This is a genomic window from Autumnicola lenta (assembly GCF_031846515.1).
Lineage (GTDB): Bacteria > Bacteroidota > Bacteroidia > Flavobacteriales > Flavobacteriaceae > Autumnicola > Autumnicola lenta.
On the sequence record NZ_JAVRHO010000023.1, the window covers coordinates 18,035 to 34,475 of the forward strand.

The 16,441-nt window shown below is 37.5% G+C and carries 16 protein-coding genes; 6 read left to right on the plus strand and 10 right to left on the minus strand.

Going from position 1 to position 16,441, the window contains the following annotated elements; translation table 11 throughout:
• Window positions 1–29 precede the first annotated feature (29 nt).
• From RM545_RS14415 to murI, 3 genes are all read left to right on the plus strand, one after another.
• A complete protein-coding gene (locus tag RM545_RS14415; protein ID WP_311495990.1) occupies window positions 30–836 on the plus strand; it encodes an OmpH/Skp family outer membrane protein in 807 nt (268 codons plus the stop codon).
• A gap of 39 nt (window positions 837–875) precedes the next feature.
• Window positions 876–1,385 carry an OmpH/Skp family outer membrane protein gene (locus RM545_RS14420; protein WP_311495991.1) on the plus strand — a complete coding sequence of 170 codons (510 nt, stop codon included), beginning with the start codon at window positions 876–878 and terminating at the stop codon, window positions 1,383–1,385.
• Between the two features lie 66 nt (window positions 1,386–1,451).
• The gene (gene murI / locus RM545_RS14425) at window positions 1,452–2,240 is read left to right on the plus strand and encodes a glutamate racemase (RefSeq protein WP_311495992.1); all 789 of its coding nucleotides are present in this window, start codon (window positions 1,452–1,454) and stop codon (window positions 2,238–2,240) included.
• On the opposite strand, the gene RM545_RS14430 is transcribed toward murI, so the two are convergent.
• On the minus strand, window positions 2,237–3,223 hold the full coding sequence (locus RM545_RS14430) for a PorP/SprF family type IX secretion system membrane protein (protein WP_311495993.1): 987 nt from the start codon (window positions 3,221–3,223) through the stop codon (window positions 2,237–2,239). The two genes, murI and RM545_RS14430, sit on opposite strands and share 4 nt — an antisense overlap.
• A gap of 130 nt (window positions 3,224–3,353) precedes the next feature.
• On the opposite strand from RM545_RS14430, the gene RM545_RS14435 reads away from it, so the two are divergent.
• The gene (locus RM545_RS14435) at window positions 3,354–4,271 is read left to right on the plus strand and encodes a NifU family protein (protein ID WP_311495994.1); all 918 of its coding nucleotides are present in this window, start codon (window positions 3,354–3,356) and stop codon (window positions 4,269–4,271) included.
• A 19-nt stretch (window positions 4,272–4,290) separates the two neighbouring features.
• Here RM545_RS14435 and RM545_RS14440 read toward each other — a convergent pair whose 3' ends face one another.
• A complete protein-coding gene (locus RM545_RS14440) occupies window positions 4,291–6,558 on the minus strand; it encodes an inorganic phosphate transporter (protein ID WP_311495995.1) in 2,268 nt (755 codons plus the stop codon).
• Between the two features lie 141 nt (window positions 6,559–6,699).
• Between RM545_RS14440 and RM545_RS14445 the strand changes: the two genes are divergently transcribed.
• Window positions 6,700–6,900, plus strand: a complete 201-nt coding sequence (locus tag RM545_RS14445; RefSeq protein ID WP_311495996.1) for a dodecin family protein — start codon at window positions 6,700–6,702, stop codon at window positions 6,898–6,900.
• 292 nt (window positions 6,901–7,192) lie between these two features.
• The gene (locus RM545_RS14450) at window positions 7,193–8,068 is read left to right on the plus strand and encodes a mechanosensitive ion channel family protein (RefSeq protein ID WP_311495997.1); all 876 of its coding nucleotides are present in this window, start codon (window positions 7,193–7,195) and stop codon (window positions 8,066–8,068) included.
• A gap of 23 nt (window positions 8,069–8,091) precedes the next feature.
• Here RM545_RS14450 and tsaB read toward each other — a convergent pair whose 3' ends face one another.
• The 8 genes from tsaB to RM545_RS14490 form a co-directional block, all read right to left on the minus strand.
• Window positions 8,092–8,751, minus strand: a complete 660-nt coding sequence (gene tsaB / locus RM545_RS14455) for a tRNA (adenosine(37)-N6)-threonylcarbamoyltransferase complex dimerization subunit type 1 TsaB (protein ID WP_311495998.1) — start codon at window positions 8,749–8,751, stop codon at window positions 8,092–8,094.
• Window positions 8,752–8,763: 12 nt separating this feature from the next.
• Window positions 8,764–10,035, minus strand: a complete 1,272-nt coding sequence (locus RM545_RS14460) for an efflux RND transporter periplasmic adaptor subunit (protein ID WP_311495999.1) — start codon at window positions 10,033–10,035, stop codon at window positions 8,764–8,766.
• A gap of 3 nt (window positions 10,036–10,038) precedes the next feature.
• Entirely contained in the window at window positions 10,039–11,475 is a 1,437-nt protein-coding gene (locus RM545_RS14465) for a TolC family protein (RefSeq protein ID WP_311496000.1), read from the minus strand.
• Between the two features lie 59 nt (window positions 11,476–11,534).
• The gene (locus RM545_RS14470; protein ID WP_311496001.1) at window positions 11,535–12,653 is read right to left on the minus strand and encodes an efflux RND transporter periplasmic adaptor subunit; all 1,119 of its coding nucleotides are present in this window, start codon (window positions 12,651–12,653) and stop codon (window positions 11,535–11,537) included.
• A gap of 24 nt (window positions 12,654–12,677) precedes the next feature.
• Complete coding sequence (locus tag RM545_RS14475) at window positions 12,678–13,943, minus strand: ABC transporter permease (RefSeq protein ID WP_311496002.1); 1,266 nt, start codon at window positions 13,941–13,943, stop codon at window positions 12,678–12,680.
• A gap of 1 nt (window position 13,944) precedes the next feature.
• On the minus strand, window positions 13,945–15,192 hold the full coding sequence (locus tag RM545_RS14480) for an ABC transporter permease (protein ID WP_311496003.1): 1,248 nt from the start codon (window positions 15,190–15,192) through the stop codon (window positions 13,945–13,947).
• Window positions 15,185–15,886 carry an ABC transporter ATP-binding protein gene (locus RM545_RS14485; RefSeq protein ID WP_311496004.1) on the minus strand — a complete coding sequence of 234 codons (702 nt, stop codon included), beginning with the start codon at window positions 15,884–15,886 and terminating at the stop codon, window positions 15,185–15,187. Before RM545_RS14485 ends, RM545_RS14480 begins: the two co-directional genes overlap by 8 nt.
• A 261-nt stretch (window positions 15,887–16,147) precedes the next feature.
• Complete coding sequence (locus tag RM545_RS14490) at window positions 16,148–16,372, minus strand: hypothetical protein (RefSeq protein WP_311496005.1); 225 nt, start codon at window positions 16,370–16,372, stop codon at window positions 16,148–16,150.
• Window positions 16,373–16,441 lie beyond the last annotated feature (69 nt).

The following is a 16,441-nucleotide window of genomic DNA, read 5'->3' on the forward strand; positions in this document are numbered from 1 at the left end:
TTGGCACGGTATTTTCTATATTCCAAAATATGAAAGGGAGAATTTTCGGTTTGACATTATTAACTATTTTTTCCGGGTTAAGTTTGCAGGCACAAAAAACCTTCCGGATTGGTTATGTTGACATGGAATATATTCTGCAAAATGTTCCTCAATATCAGGAAGCTTCGTCTCAACTAGACGCAAAGGTTCAGGAATGGAAATCTGAAATTGAAGAAAAGAAACGGGAAATTGACGAAATGAAATCCCGGCTCAATAATGAAAGAGCTCTTCTTACGAGGGAATTGATAGAAGAAAGAGAAGAAGAAATAGCATATCAGGAAGAGCAGGCACTGGATTATCAGCAAAAAAGATTTGGTCCTAATGGAGATTATTTAATACAGAAAAAACAACTTGTACGACCAATTCAGGATCAGGTTTTTACAGCTGTTAGAGAAATTTCAGAAAACAGAAACTTAGACATGGTTTTTGACAGGACTGCAGATACCGGAATGTTATATGCCGCAGAGGAGCATGACATTAGCGACCAGGTTCTTAGAAGTATAAACCGGGCGGCAAACAGAAGGCAGGTTGATTCACGGCAGGATCGCCGGGAACTGGAAACAGCAGAAGAAAGAACTGTAGAACAGGATAATAAAATTGCTGAAAAGGCAGAAATGAATGAGAATAAACAGAATGCAAGAGAAGCTATTCTGGCTGAGAGACAGCGACAGAGAGATTCTATAAAAGCTGCCAAACAAAAGGAACTTGAAGAAAGACGCGCCAGAATAATTGAAGAACGTCAGCGTCGAATGGATTCAATACGAGAATTGAGGCAACAAAAAGATACAATTAATTAACTTTAAACTTTAAATACTTTAACACTAATAACGATTAAAATGAAACAATTCAGAACACTTTTTATAGCTTTAGCATTGACCCTAGGAGCTACAGCTTTCACGAATGCACAATCAAAAGTTGCTCACATTGCAACCCAGGAACTGGTAGAAACAATGCCAGCCTATAGCAGTGCAATGACACAACTGGAAAAGCTGGAAAAAACTTACGATGCTGAAATTAATGATATGTTGACAGAGGCTCAAAGTACTATGCAACGCTACCAGGCTGAAGTTGAAACAGTAACTGACGAAGAGAATCAAAAGCGTTCTCAAGAAATGCAGATGACTCAAAGGAGAATCCAGGAACATAGCCAAAAAGCAAGACAGGAGCTGCAAAAAAAACAGAATGAACTCATCGCTCCGGTAATAGAAAAAGCACGTGTTGCTATTCAAAAGGTAGCCCGAGCTAAAGGTTACGATTATGTCCTTGACTCCACTACAGGAACAGGAGTTATACTTGCTGACGGATACAATCTTATGCCAGACGTAAAAAAGGAGTTGGGAATGTAATTCCTTTCTTTAATAATAAATTGAAAAACTGCGCAGTAATCCTGCGCAGTTTTTATTTTTGTACTCATGAGCTCTAAACCTATTGGCATTTTTGATTCTGGAGTAGGCGGCACTTCCATCTGGAAAGAAATCCACAGTTTAATGCCGTTCGAAAAGACCATTTACCTCGCAGATAGCAGGAATGCTCCATATGGAGAAAAATCTGTAAAAGATATTGTAGAACTCAGCAAAAAAAACACCGATAAGCTGCTCTCCATGGGCTGTAAAATAATAGTAGTAGCCTGTAATACGGCCACCACTAATGCCATAAATGAATTAAGATACCTCTATTCTATTCCATTTATAGGCATAGAGCCTGCCATTAAACCGGCTGCCCTCAAATCTCAAACTAAGGCAATAGGGATTCTCGCTACTAAAGGAACCCTTAGTAGCGCCCTTTTCTCTAAAACTTCAGAATTACATACTCAGAACATCAAGGTAATCGAAGTAGAAGGTAACGGTTTAGTAGAACTTATTGAAAGTGGAAAAAAAGATTCTCCCGAAATGGAAAGCTTATTAAAGCAGCTCCTGCAACCTATGTTGCTTCAAAAAATCGATTACCTGGTCTTAGGCTGTAGTCATTATCCTTACCTCATCCCTACTTTAAAAAAAATCCTTCCTGAGGATGTCCAAATCATTGATTCCGGTGAAGCTGTTGCCAGGCAAACAAAGAGTGTTTTAACACAACACGACCTCTTAAACACCTCTACTTCATTCGCAAGGCCGGAATTTTTAAGCAACAAAAATCCCGTGATTTTGGCCGACCTGATTAATGCTGAAGAAAATGGATTTTCTGTTTCTTATTTCGACTTTTAATAGTTTACCGCCGGACATTTGCAGTCATAACGTTTCCTGCTTTTACCGAAGTTATATCCAAGGGTAATCTGATGAAAGCCATTGTTGCTTAATACCAGAGAATTTAGTTGATAAGTAAAAGTATAGCCTACCAGAAAATTCCTGTAATTCACACCCACAAAAGGTGTAATATAGCTTAAATACTGACTTCTCAATTCTTCTCCCTCCCCGGAGTATTCGGCACCTTCAAAAGTATTTCTATAAGACACACCACCCCAAACCTGACCAAAATCAACCTCTCTGTATGCCTTAAGGTTAAGGTCTATAGCCTTTTCATTGGTGGCTTCCCGCAACTGAAATAGAACGGAAGGCTCCAGGCTAAATGAATCTGTAACATCTTCAAAAACATATCCTGCTGAAACAAAATATTTTCTTTGATTGCTTGGAACTGCATCTGAATAGAACAAATCCCTTTTAATAGATAATATATTCTTTGCAGCAAAATGACTATAAAAGTCTCTATAGTAATAAGAAACTCCAAAATCCATATTAGCATAAATATCCGACTCATTCCCTTCAAGAGCAGGATCGAACTCTGTAAAACCGCTTTGATCAAGCCTGTGCTGAATAATTCCCGCGCTTACTCCAAAAGATAATTGATTAAGATCTGCATTACTTCTTGAGAACATTAAGTGATAAGCAAAAGTTGCATACGCCCCACTCTTAGAAAAATTACCATTAGAATCATTAAACAATATTCCTCCAAGCCCAACTTTTTCTCCAACTCTACCATTAATACTTAAAGTTTGTAAGCTGGGCGCATCCTCTACGTCAAACCATTGTTGCCTCGCCGTTAATCTTATCTGGTTCATATTTGCTGCACCAGCCATAGAAGGATGTAATAAAAAAAGGTTGTCGGTGAGATAATCTGAGTAGGTCGGAATGACCTCCTGAGCCTTTACTTGAAGAGTAAATAAAAATAAAATAAGTATAAGTTTTCCCATTCTGCCCCCTCTATTAGAAGAGAAAAACCAGACTAACAGCCGGTGTTGTAATAAATTGTGAGTCCCCATAAGTGCAGTAAATATATAGATTACATGACTTTTCTTTAGTACTTTTGTAATAAAATTTAATATGGACAACTTCAAAATAAATATTCAGCATACCAATAAGCCGGGAATTGTGAAATTTGAGACAAATAAGTTTCTCACACAGCATGAAAGCTTCGAATTTAAGAACATAGATGAAGCCTCTGCCTCACCTCTGGCCCAGCAATTGTTTTATCTACCTTTCGTAAAAACTGTATATATTGCCCAAAATTTTGTTGCTCTCGAGAAATATGATATTGTCGACTGGAAAGATGTAGAAGAGGAAGTAGCTGAACAAATTGAAGACTACCTGAATTCCGGAAGCCCCATAGTTAAAGCGAAAGAGGAAAATCCAAAAAATATTCCAGTTACCATTTATGCCGAAAGCACCCCGAACCCTGCTGTCATGAAATTTGTGGCCAATAAAAAGCTGGTTATTAATGCGACCGAGTTTAAAAATATAGACGACGCAAAAGACGCACCTTTAGCGCAAAAGCTTTTTCATTTTCCTTTTGTAAAGGAAATTTTTATTGATGAAAACTACGTCTCAATTAATAAATATGAAGTTGCTGAATGGAACGATATTACCGTAGAAATAAGGGAATTTATAACTGGTTTTCTTCAGGAAGGAAATGAGGTGATCACTGCTGAAGCTGCTTCGGCTAAGCAAAAAGAAGAAAAATACAATTCTGAAGCAACAAAAGTAGACGTAAATGGCTTAGATGATACTGCCAAACAGGTGATAGCCATCCTGGACGAATATATTAAACCTGCAGTAGCTAGTGATGGAGGAAATATACTGTTTGAATCTTATGACGCAGATACAAAGACAGTAAAAGTAATTTTACAGGGAGCCTGTAGTGGTTGTCCCTCTTCCACGATGACTTTAAAGAACGGGATAGAAACCATGCTCAGGGACATGCTCAGAGATAAAGTAGATACTGTAGAAGCCATTAACGGATAACGTTATGGCTTTTGAGGGATTACAACGTGCTTTTAGCTTCTTTATAAAACTCCTGAAAAAGCTGTAACAAACTCATCGTAGAACTTACAAGATCTTTTGTTTCAAGCAACAGTCCGAAGTATAACTTTGAATTTTTAGGACTTGTTTCGGACGTCCGAATTCTATCTATCTGTTTTTGAATTAGGTCAGAAACAGAATCCAGAAGCTCCTGCTTTTCTGAAAGAATCCGCTCTATATCTCCAAATTCGTGATTATCAAAAAGGTTCTTGATATCATCGAAAAGCACCTGCATTTTTTCATCAATCTTTTTCAGATCTCTTATTTGATTAAATTTTAAGTTTTTATGGTTATTATGAACATGATTATAACTATTACGTGTAATAAAACTTATAGACTGCACCATATCCTGCAAATAGTCCAGGATTAAAATGTAAAATTTACTTGCCTCTACAGAATCTTCATCCAGAGATTTTATGAAATAGAATATATTACCTTTTAACTCATCAACTTCCTTCTCCAGTTTTTTAATTGCTTTATTGTTCTTTTTAAGTTTACCCAAATCATGATACCCGAGATTATCAACTGTTTTAGTGTACATTTTATTGACTCCGCCAATAACACTCGAGATATTCTCTGAAGTTTCTGAAGTTATTTCATTTATAGTAATTATATCTGCACGGTTGTAACGCTTTTTATTTTCTTCTTCTTTAGATTTTTTTGAATGTAAAATAGTGCTCCGAACCACCAGGGCAGCAGCAATAATAATCAACAAAGCAAGAGCAATAGTTCCGCCATAAAATATAATAGCAGCGAAGATTGCTGCTGCAGTAAAAGCAACCAGGGCAGTCACAAACCAGCCTCCGATAACGTTTAAAACTCCAGCCACACGATATACAGCACTTTCACGATCCCATGCACGATCTGATAAAGAAGTACCCATTGCAACCATAAAAGTTACGTATGTGGTCGATAATGGTAATTTTAGACTGGTCCCTATAGATATTAAGACACTCGCTACAACCAGGTTTACAGAGGCCCTCACCATATCAAATGCAGGAGCATTTATTCTTTTACTTCTAATATGAGAAGATGTAGGTTTATTAAATTTATCATCTATTCGCCTTTTTAGAGGCGATGGAAGAACTACAGAAACTGCATTTCCAAAAAGCACCGAATATCTCACAATACTACGAGAGAGAAAATTAGGCTCGAAACGCTCAACTCCATCTCCCTGTCTCGCCAGATTTACACCGGTATCTACCACCGACCTCGCTTTTTTGGAAAACCAGATTGTAATGACCATAACCGCTCCGGCGAGGACTAAAAGAAATTCAGGAGTGGCAACTTCTCCAGATAGGCCCGTCATTAGCAATTCTGAAGGTAAAACTCCTGAGGACTGATATGCAGATTGCCATATCTCAAATGATTGCCATGCTGCTATAGGCACTCCAATAAAATTTACCAGGTCATTTCCTGCAAAAGCAAGCGCAAGCGCAAAAGTGCCTATTACAATAATAATTCTGAGAATATTCAGTTTTAAAACACTCATTATAAATTGTGAGAGCAGCGTAAAAAAAACAAATCCCCCAACTATGATAGTAACTGTATTGGAATTAACGAATTCCAAAGTACCATCAGAAATAAAAGAAACACTTTTTAATCCTTTAATAAGAATAAAAAACAGAATTGCTGTTAAAGATACTCCCCCAAAGAGCGCTCCTACATATTTTATCTTCTTCTCATATTGAAAGGAAAAAATTAGTCGTGAAACATATTGTATAACTGCACCCACTATAAAAGCAATAAAAACAGCCAGGAATATTCCAAAAATAATTTCTGTCGCTTTGGAGGTATTTATATAAGAGGTCAATTCACTAAGATCACCTGTATCTGCATAAATTTTTATAACTGCCATACAAACTGCAGCGCCTAATAATTCAAACACAATAGAAACAGTAGTTGAAGTTGGAAGGCCTAAAGAATTGAAAAAATCCAGAAGTAGAACATCTGTAATCATCACTGCCATAAAGATGATCATTATCTCTTCAAAATAAAATTGTCCAGGCATGAAAATTCCTTTTCTGGCGACTTCCATTAACCCACTGGAAAAAATAGCACCAACGGCAACTCCAAGACTTGCAACTATGAGTATTGTTCTCATGGAAACTGCCTTGGAACCTATTGCAGAATTCAGAAAATTTATGGCATCGTTACTTACTCCAACCACTAAATCTGTAACAGCCAGAGCTAGCAGAACTACTAACATCACAATATAAACATCCTCCATATAACTGAATTTCAACCAGCAAATGTGAAGCTTTTTTATTAAAAAGCTCACCTGCAAAGGTTATTAAAAGTTTAACAATATGCGCCTACCTATTTCGTATCTTAAGAATAAGCAATTTATTAACCACTAAAATTAATTATTATGGCTGTTTTAAAAGTAATAGAAGTAATGGCAAATTCCAATAAAAGCTGGGAAGATGCCGCTAAAAATGCTGTTAAGCACGCAGCAAAATCTATAAAAAACATCAAGTCCGTCTATATTAAAGAGCAGACGGCAGATGTAGAAGGCGAGAACCTTATAGATTATCGGGTAAATGTAAAAATCACTTTTGAAGTCGACTAGATAGTCCAGAAATTTTTTAGAAACCAAACTCCCACTCATAGGGAGTTTTTTTTGATAAAGTTTTATAAAAGATCTCTCCAGTTCTTAAATCGCAACTTTAAAGAAAATAAAAACCGAAAGTGTCCAGGATTGAATGCCGGAGATCGGCACTTTTAAATTTTCTCAAAATAAATACCAAAATTTAACGTGTGTCGAGAATTCTGCTTATGTGATGAAACGTTTTAACAAAAATTAAACACTTAAAATTCCTTTTTCTTTGGGTAAAATATAAATTTGCACAAAATTTTAAATAATGGAGCAAATTCAGGATTGGGAAATGTATGCTAAAGAATACACCCAAAAATTCATAGATTTTTTACCAGACCTATTAGCGGCAATCTTTATGCTGCTAATTGGATTGTGGATTATTCGGATTATTGTAAAATACATTCGAAAAATAGCTGATTCCAGAGGATACGATCCTGCTCTCGAAAATTTTATTGTAAGCCTTATAAATTGGGGGCTGAAAATCTTATTGTTTGTAGTAGTCATTTCTCAGTTGGGAATTGAAACCACTTCCCTTGTTGCTGCTATAGGTGCCGCCGGACTGGCTATTGGTCTTGCCTTACAGGGTTCTTTATCCAATTTTGCAGGTGGAGTACTTATTATAATGCTGAAACCATTTAAACTTGGGGACTGGATTGAGGCTCAGGGTGTTTCGGGAAGTGTGGTAGAAATTTCTCTTTTCTATACTAAACTTAATACTTTTGGAAATCAAAGGGTAGTGATTCCCAATGGCGAGCTTAGCAATGATAATATTACCAACTATAGTCATAATGAAACAAGAAGGGAAAATTTAACCTTCGGAATTTCCTATGACAATGATATAAAGAAAGCTAAAGAAGTTCTTCAAAACCTGGTAAACGAACAAAAAGATATCGTTGAAGATCCGGCTCCGCAAATTTTAGTAGGAGAACTTGGAGATAATTCTGTTAATCTCTTGGTTAGATACTTTGCCCCTAACAGCGTTTTTTGGGATATTCACTGGTATATGATAGAAGAAGGTAAAATACGATTGGAAGCAGCCGGAATGACTATACCTTACCCGCAACGTGATGTTTACATTTACGATCAGACAAAAATGAACGGAACTGTTGAAAAAGAATCTAAACCCACGATAGAATCATAGAAATAGAAAATAATGTCATTCTATTAACCGGCTATAAAGTCTTTTAAGTAGTAAGGTTCAAAATAAGCGACATCTTCCATGTCGATTATTTTGAATTTATAATTTGCTAAAGAAGTAATTTCCCTAGCCGAGGGTAATTTGCCATCTATAAAAACCGCATTAGGATGAGCACATATCTTCTGAAATTTTTCCACTCCGTTACCAATAAAATATATCTTCTGGGTTTCGAGGTATGACCGGTAAGAATCCTCATCTAATATTTCTGCCTTTGTTTCCCTTATCTGCTCATAATTTTTGTTAAAAACTGCAGAATAAACTTCCATTCTTCTGGCATCTAACAAAGGAATAATTAACCCTTCGTTTGTTTTAACCTGATGTGCAAGCGAAGTTAAAGTAGGAACAGAAATAAGCGGAATGTCAAGGGAAAAGCATAGCCCTTTAGCAGCAGATACACCTATTCTTAAACCAGTATATGAGCCTGGTCCTTTACTAATAGCCACAGCATCAAGGTCTTTGTTCTCTAACCCGTTTTCTTTAAGAATTTCCTCGATAAAAACATGCAACTTTTCTGCATGCGAGTACTTATCACTATTATCTTCCTTTAATGCCAAAACCACTCCTTCTTTAGCTATAGCTACAGAGCAGTTTGTTGTGGCGGTTTCAATACAGAGTATAATTGCCAATGTTTTCTTTTTTTATTCCTGAGAAGGATTTATATCTCCCGCAACTTCAATTTTATCGCCGGCCTCAAGGCCTTTGGTCACCGTATTGTATGGACCTGTAATAACTACGTCCCCCTCTGTAAGCCCTTCAGTGATTTCGATCTGTGAATCATCCTGTATTCCGGTCTTAACTACCTGAAGCCGGGCTTCATCCCCTTCTTTTAAAAACACTGCCTCAAAACGCTCCCCTGAAGCGGCTGCATTCTGAGATCCTGTTTTACTTGATATAGTATCACTTTTAATAACAATTGCACTTATAGGAACACCCAAAACACTATTTCGACTGTTGGTAATGATATCGACAGTTGCGGTCATTCCCGGACGAAAAGGAGAAAAGTTCTCTGGTTTCCCTTCAATTAGCTCCTGATATGATTCCTCGAGGATGCGCACTTTTACTTTAAAATTCGTTACCTGATCTGAGGTCAATTCGGAATCGGCAGAATTCGATATTTCCGTAACCAATCCCCCAAATTCTTTCCCAAGGTATGCATCAACTTCTACAATGGTGGAATCACCAACAGAAACTTTTACTATATCATTCTCATTTACGTCAACTTCAACTTCCATGTTTGAAAGATCAGCTACTCTCATAATTTCAGTTCCTGCCATTTGTTGAGTCCCTACTACCCTTTCTCCAAGTTCCGCATCGAGTTTAGAAATTGTACCCGTCATAGGAGCGTAGATATTTGTTCTGCTAAGATTATCTCTTGCTTCAGTAACAGAAGCTGCCGAACTCTGCATATTGTAAAACGCCGATTCTTTGCTCGCTTCAGCCACTTCATAATTAGAAACGATCTGATCCCATTCTGCCTTAGAAATCACCCCTTTCTCAAAAAGCTGTTTGTTTCTTTCATAATTTGCAGTTGCTTGTTTTAAACTTGCCTCGGTCTGGGCGTAATTCGCTCTCATATTCTGAAGACCAGCCTCTGCCCGCTGTACGCTGGATTGGTAAATATCAGGATTTACCCGTACAAGAAGATCACCTTTTTCGACCATTTGTCCTTCAACTACCGGCAACTCTATAATTTCTCCTGAAACTTCTGATGATAATTTAACCTCCACCTCTGGCTGAATTTTCCCTGTTGCTGAAACTGTTTCGGTCAGACTAATAGGATGTACTTCAGACACTTCTACTTGCTTATAATTACCACTTTTGCCGTACCATCCTTCTTTCTTTCCAACAATAAGCAATACAATAAGAACTATAACAACCCCAATAATTATATAAATAGTTTTCTTTTTCATTTCTTAAAATTTTAATTCAGTCACAGGCATTCCAAAATACAATTCTATAACTTTAATATTAAAAATATAATCGAATTTCGCCCGTAAAACCTCCCTTTGAGCGTTTTCATATCTAACTTTTGCCTGGCTAAAGTCAAAGGCATTGGTTAAACCTACTTCAAAACGCTGATTTGCATACTCATACGCCAACTCCTGAGCATTTGCGGCAACAATCGCTGCTTCGTAAGCTTCATATGCTCCTTCTGCATCCACATAAGCCTGGTAAACATCTGCTTCAAGATCCAGTGCTGCTTGTTCGAGCTGATATTCTGCTCTTTGCACGTTAATTTCACTTCTCTTAACCTGGTTACGTGTAGCCCAGCCATTGAAAATTGGAATATTTAGCTGCACACCGTAACTCACTCCATCATTCCTTTGTAACTGTTCAAAAAATGGCAAAGGATTGCCAAGTGTACTCACAGTATTTGGAGTAACCACTATTTCATTGGTATTTTCAACGACTCCAATCTGCCGGGTTGGCTCATCGGGATCAGTTTCAAAACCAATAATTCTTCCGGCACCAGATTCCCTGGTGTTATAGTTAAAAAAAGCTCCAAGACTGGGCAAATATGCCGCACGGGCCATTTCCACATCCATTTCTGCCAGCTCCATATTTGTTTCAGCTATTTTTATTTCCGTTCTCTCTGCTTTAGCTTTTTCAATAATACTACTTACAGAATTTTCAAGAACCTCGGCACCCAATATATCGTAATCTCTCTCCACAATATCAAAGCTGTCATAATCCTTTATTAAAAGAATCTGGGCAAGATTAATAAGCGAAATCTTCACATTGTTTTTAGCAATAATAATGCGCTGCCTTTCATCGGCATTAGAGGCCATAATTTCCAACAGATCCCCTTCCGGAAGGCTTCCTGCATCTACAAGTTCCTGCGTTCTCTCCATCTGTTCCTGAGTGACTAAATTTTGGGATCTCAGTACTTCCAGATTTTGTTTATTGAATAAAACCTGAAGATAAGAATCAACAACAAAAAGTGTAATGTCATTTTCCATCTGTTCCAGGGAATATTCCGCTGCAAGTCTGGATATTCTGGCCCTCTGTAATTGCTTAAAATTACGAAGTCCATCAAATAATGTAAGACCGGCAGTAACTCCTGCTGAAAAGTTCCTGGTGGTTTGGGTTTGAAGGACTCCTGTAGTAACATTTGTTGTTAAACCTGTATTCCAGGAATTACTTGCTGAAGCATTTACGCTGGGAATAAAGTTACCAAGCGCGTCCAGCCTCTCAATATCGGCTACTTCAAGATCCAGTTGCGACTGTTTAATTGAGATATTATTTTCCAGGGCACGGTTTACACACTCCTGTAAGGTCCACTCTTTTTCCTGGGCGTTAGCCAAAAGACCTGTAAAAAACAAGATGGCTAAAAAGCTAAATTTATTCATAATTATGGTTGTGAAAGATATGTCTGTAATAGTTAGAAGATGTTACATTCTAATTAGGACTAATTAGATGTGAAAGATTCAGCTGGCTTCAGCTGATTCCATACTTTTATTTTTGAATCTTTAGTAATTCCGCTCTTCACCTCCACATATATCCCATCACTTACTCCAAGTTCCAAATCCTTACGCTCAAACTGCTGATCCCCGGTTGCCACCTCAACATAAGGTTGTTGTGTTTCTGTATCAAATTGCACAAGCGCTTCCTTTATAGCCAAAACATTGTCCACTTTCGCAAGAATAATAGATGCATTTGCGCTTAAGCCTGCACGTATAAATGTAGTATCTGCTTTTTCCAGCGTTCCCTTAATATCAAATTGAATAGCACCGTTCTCTTCAACACCTTTAGGCGCAATGTAATCCAGAATCGCGTTAAAAGTTTTATTTTCTATCGCACCCACGCTTATTTGAAGTGGAAGATCTTCCTTAATTTTTCCGACTTCACTCTCGTCAACTTTTCCTTCAAAGATCATTTTGTTCACATCTGCCAAAGTAGCAATGGTAGTACCATCGTTAAAGTTGTTACTTTCGATAACCTGGTTTCCTGTTTTTACAGGGACATCCAGCACCATCCCGTCTATTGTTGAGCGAATTAATGTATTGGCAGCAGTTCCAATTCCACTGGTTGTACCTGTTTGAATAATTTCAAAATTTTGCTGCGCAGATTTATATGACTGCTGCGCTCTTTTATAAGCTACTTCCGCCTCTTGAAAGTCATTAGCCGAAATCACTCCTTTATCATATAAAGCCTTTTGACGATTATAGTTTTGCTGTTCGTTATCAAAGTTTATTCTTGCAGTAGCCACGCCATCTTTAGCACTCTGTAAAGAAGAAACATTGGGAATAACCCTTATTCTTGCAATAAGATCACCAGATTTTATCTTCTCTCCAGCTTCTATATAAATTTCGTCTATTATACCTGAGATATTTGGTTTAATAAGCACTTCCTCCTTAGGCACAATACTTCCTGTAGCCACTGTTTTCTTAATAATGGTTTGTTCTGAAGGTTGCTCTGTTTCATAGGTCACAGGATCTTCCTGATTTTTCTGATACAAGTAATAAAGAGCGCCGAAGAAAGTTACTGCTATTAGTACTAAAATGATGATGGTGAAAACTTTTTTCATTTCTTGATTGTGTTATTTCTTATTTTATTCTGTTCTTAATGCATCAACCGGATGAATTTTTATGGCATTCTGAGCCGGAATTAAACCTGCGAGTAAACCTGAAATTATTAAAATTGTAAGCGCAGTGAAAATTACTCCTAAATCTACGCTGGGATTGGCAAACATCATTTCTGAAGTATCCATACCTTCCATTTTTAAATTTACCAGCACTATTATCCCTGTTGCCATTGCAATCCCTGCCATACCTGAAATTACAGTGAGAAAAATGGATTCCATTAAAATTTGCCCTCTTATAGACCATGGAGTCGCACCAAGGGCACGTCTTACTCCTATCTCGTTGGTTCGCTCTTTCACCACAATTAGCATTATGTTGCTTATTCCAATTACCCCTGAAAGTAATACCAGGATTCCCACAAAATATGCGACTCCTTTTAAAGCTATAAATAATCCATTCACTTTGCTGAATTCTTCATAAAGATCAAAATTTCCTATTGCCTGTTCTTCTTCAGGATGCAGAGAATGCCTTTCCTTCATAAGGTCAAAAACCTTTGACTTGAGATTTGTAATAGAAGAACCATCTTCTGCAGTTAATGCCATCCAGCCAACAGTTTCCCCCATATTAAACGCCTGTGAAAATGCAGTAAAAGGAACAAATATTTCTTTCTGTCCTTCTTCGGCATTACCTCCCCCATTTCCTTTTTTCTTATAGGTGCCAACAACCATGAAGTTTACTCCACTAACTTTTATATAAGTGCCGATAACTTCTTCCCCAATTTCATACAATCCTTTTTTCACCCCTTCTCCAATAACAGCAACTTTTCTATTACTATTAATATCATTATAGTTTATAAATCTCCCGGAAGTGATGTCCATGGGCTCCTGTTGAATAATTTCAGGATAATCGCCGTAAACATTATAAGCCCCTGCATTTAAACCCCTTACCACATTATTAGCTCCTCCAAAACCGCCCAATTGATTGCGCGGTGATACAAACCTTAGCTGCGGAATATTCTGCTTTAATGAGGTGACATCATCCAGTTTAAAATCATACCTTCTCCCTTTAGGCATACCTTTATAAGATTTGGAAGTTGTCCTGGTCCACATAAACATACTGTTGGTTGCAATACCACCAAAACCCTGTTTCACTCCATTTTCCAGCCCTCTGCCTGCAGCCAGAAGAATTACCAGAATAAATATTCCCCATAAAACTCCAAAAGCAGTTAGTAACGTCCTAAACCAGTTAGAACTTAAAGCTTCGATTATTTCACTCCATTTATCCCTGCTAAACATATTATTCGTCTCTTAAGGCAACAATTGGTTTGATTTTAGCAGCACGTCTGGCAGGAAAAAATCCTGCGAGGGCACCAGCAACTATCAAAATAAAAACGGTAGAAATAGCTACATTAAAATTTACCGAAGGGTTTGAGATATATTGGGTTTCGATAAGAGGCCCCACAAATTCCAATAGTGCCAGGCTAAAAATCAATCCCGCAAAACCTGCAATAGTCGTAACAAAAATAGATTCGTGTAAAACCATACCAATAATGGAAAGTGGTTGAGCTCCAAGAGCTTTCCTTACCCCAATTTCTTTTGTTCTTTCTTTTACGATAATAAGCATAATGTTGCTCACCCCTACTATCCCGGCTATAATTGTACAAATTCCTACTCCCCAAAAGAAAAACCGAATCATATCCATAAGATCATAAAATCGTTTAGCATTCTCTAGGGAATTATTTATACTCACCGCACTGTTATCATCGGGAGCAATAGTATGCTTCTCCTTTAAATAAGCTTCAAGTTCTGCTGAAAAACGTTCTGATGAAGCAAGGGCTGCTTCAAAGTTTTTTTCCTCTTTCAGGGTAAAGGACAAATTCCTTATTTCATCATAACCGCCAAACACACGTTGTGCCGTACCAAGCGGGAGAAAAACCCGGGACTCTTCCCGCTCCCCTGCCGGATCTGAAAAAACACCTATGACTTTAAAATTAATTCCTGAAATCTGAACATATTCCCCGATTGGATCCTTACCATCTTTAAAGAGATCATCTCTTACCTTCCTCCCAATTACCACATATTTTTCGAAATTTTTAAGGTCCTGTTCATTAATGTATCTTCCCTGTAACATGGCCTCATTTTCCAGAAACTGATAATCGGGCATAACACCTTCAACTCTATAGGAGCCAGATTCATTACCAAAATTTACAATTCCATTCCAAATTCTGTAAATAGAAGATTTATATTCCAGCTCATCTTCATGTGCCGCAACAGTATAGTTAAAATCCTCATTTCGCATGATTATATTCCGGCCTGGATTAAGACCCTTATGTTCCTTTGTAGTTACCCCGGTCCAGATGTAAAGGATATTTTCAGCATCGCCCTTAAATTCACTGGAGATCCCGTTTTGCATTCCCTGTCCTATACCCAATAAAACGACGAGAATAAAAATCCCGGAAGCTACAGATATACCGGTAAGAAACGTCCTCAGCTTATTTTTACTGATCGTTTCAAAAATCTCCTGCCATCGTTCTATATCAAACATTGCTCAGCGCTCTTATCTGGTCTACCCTGGTATCGTCTATAATTAAACCATCCTTCAAATTCACAATACGCTTGGTCATTTGAGCAATATCATGTTCATGTGTTACCACAAGTATTGTCCTACCCTCATCATTTATCCCCTGGATAAGGTCCATTACCTCATAGGAAGTTTTAGTATCCAATGCTCCGGTAGGTTCATCGGCAAGTAATACTTTTGGATTGGATGCCAACGCCCGGGCAATAGCCACGCGCTGTTTTTGACCTCCCGAAAGTTCGTTTGGTAAATGTCCGGACCATTTAGCAAGACCTACTTTCTCCAGATAAGCCATCGCTATATCTATCCGTTCACTGCGTTTTACGCCCTGATAATAAAGTGGGAGCGCTACATTGTCTAAAGCACTTTTGTAGGAAATAAGATTGAATGACTGAAAAATAAAACCTAAAAATTTGTTCCGGTAGCGGGCGGCTATTTTTTCATTTAGATTTTTAATAGGCAGACCATCTAGTGTATAGGAGCCGCTATCTGCCTCATCAAGCATTCCCAGGATATTAAGTAGCGTAGATTTTCCTGAACCTGAAGACCCCATAATAGAAACAAGTTCTCCTTCCTGCACACTAAAGTTAATACCCTTTAATACATGAAGAGAATTGCTCCCCATTTTGTAGGATTTATGCAAGTCTTTAATTTCAATCATAATACCGAGAAATGAAAATTAAAAGCAGGTCATGACCGGCTTTACGATATAAGACTATTTATATCTTGAAAAGTTACAGTGCAAGCACGAAAAATCTCGAGAATTAGACACTACATGAAAATTCAGATTTTCACTACTCCTGATGACCTATAAAAAACCTCAAAAAGAACCGAATCAAATACTGCTATAAAGTGCTGCAGTTTAACGACATCTGTAAGGGAGAGAATACAAGGAGGAAGCAAATAAGATTTAACCTATAAATTATAAAGATTTATCCTTTTTTCTGGAGCGATAAATATAATACCCTATTCCACCTATTAGAAGATATGGAAATACCATAAGATAAACAATACCATTGTTAATTCCCTCTGCTGCACTTTGATCTGCCTCACTTTCCAGCACCGCCCGGCACATAGAACATTGAGCTTCAGCAATAAAAGGCAAAAGCATCAAAATCGCAATAATTAAAAATCGTCTATACCTCATTGTGTCTCGCATCAATATGTAAATAATAAAATTACAACTTCACCTCTAAAAAAGCAATTATCAACAATA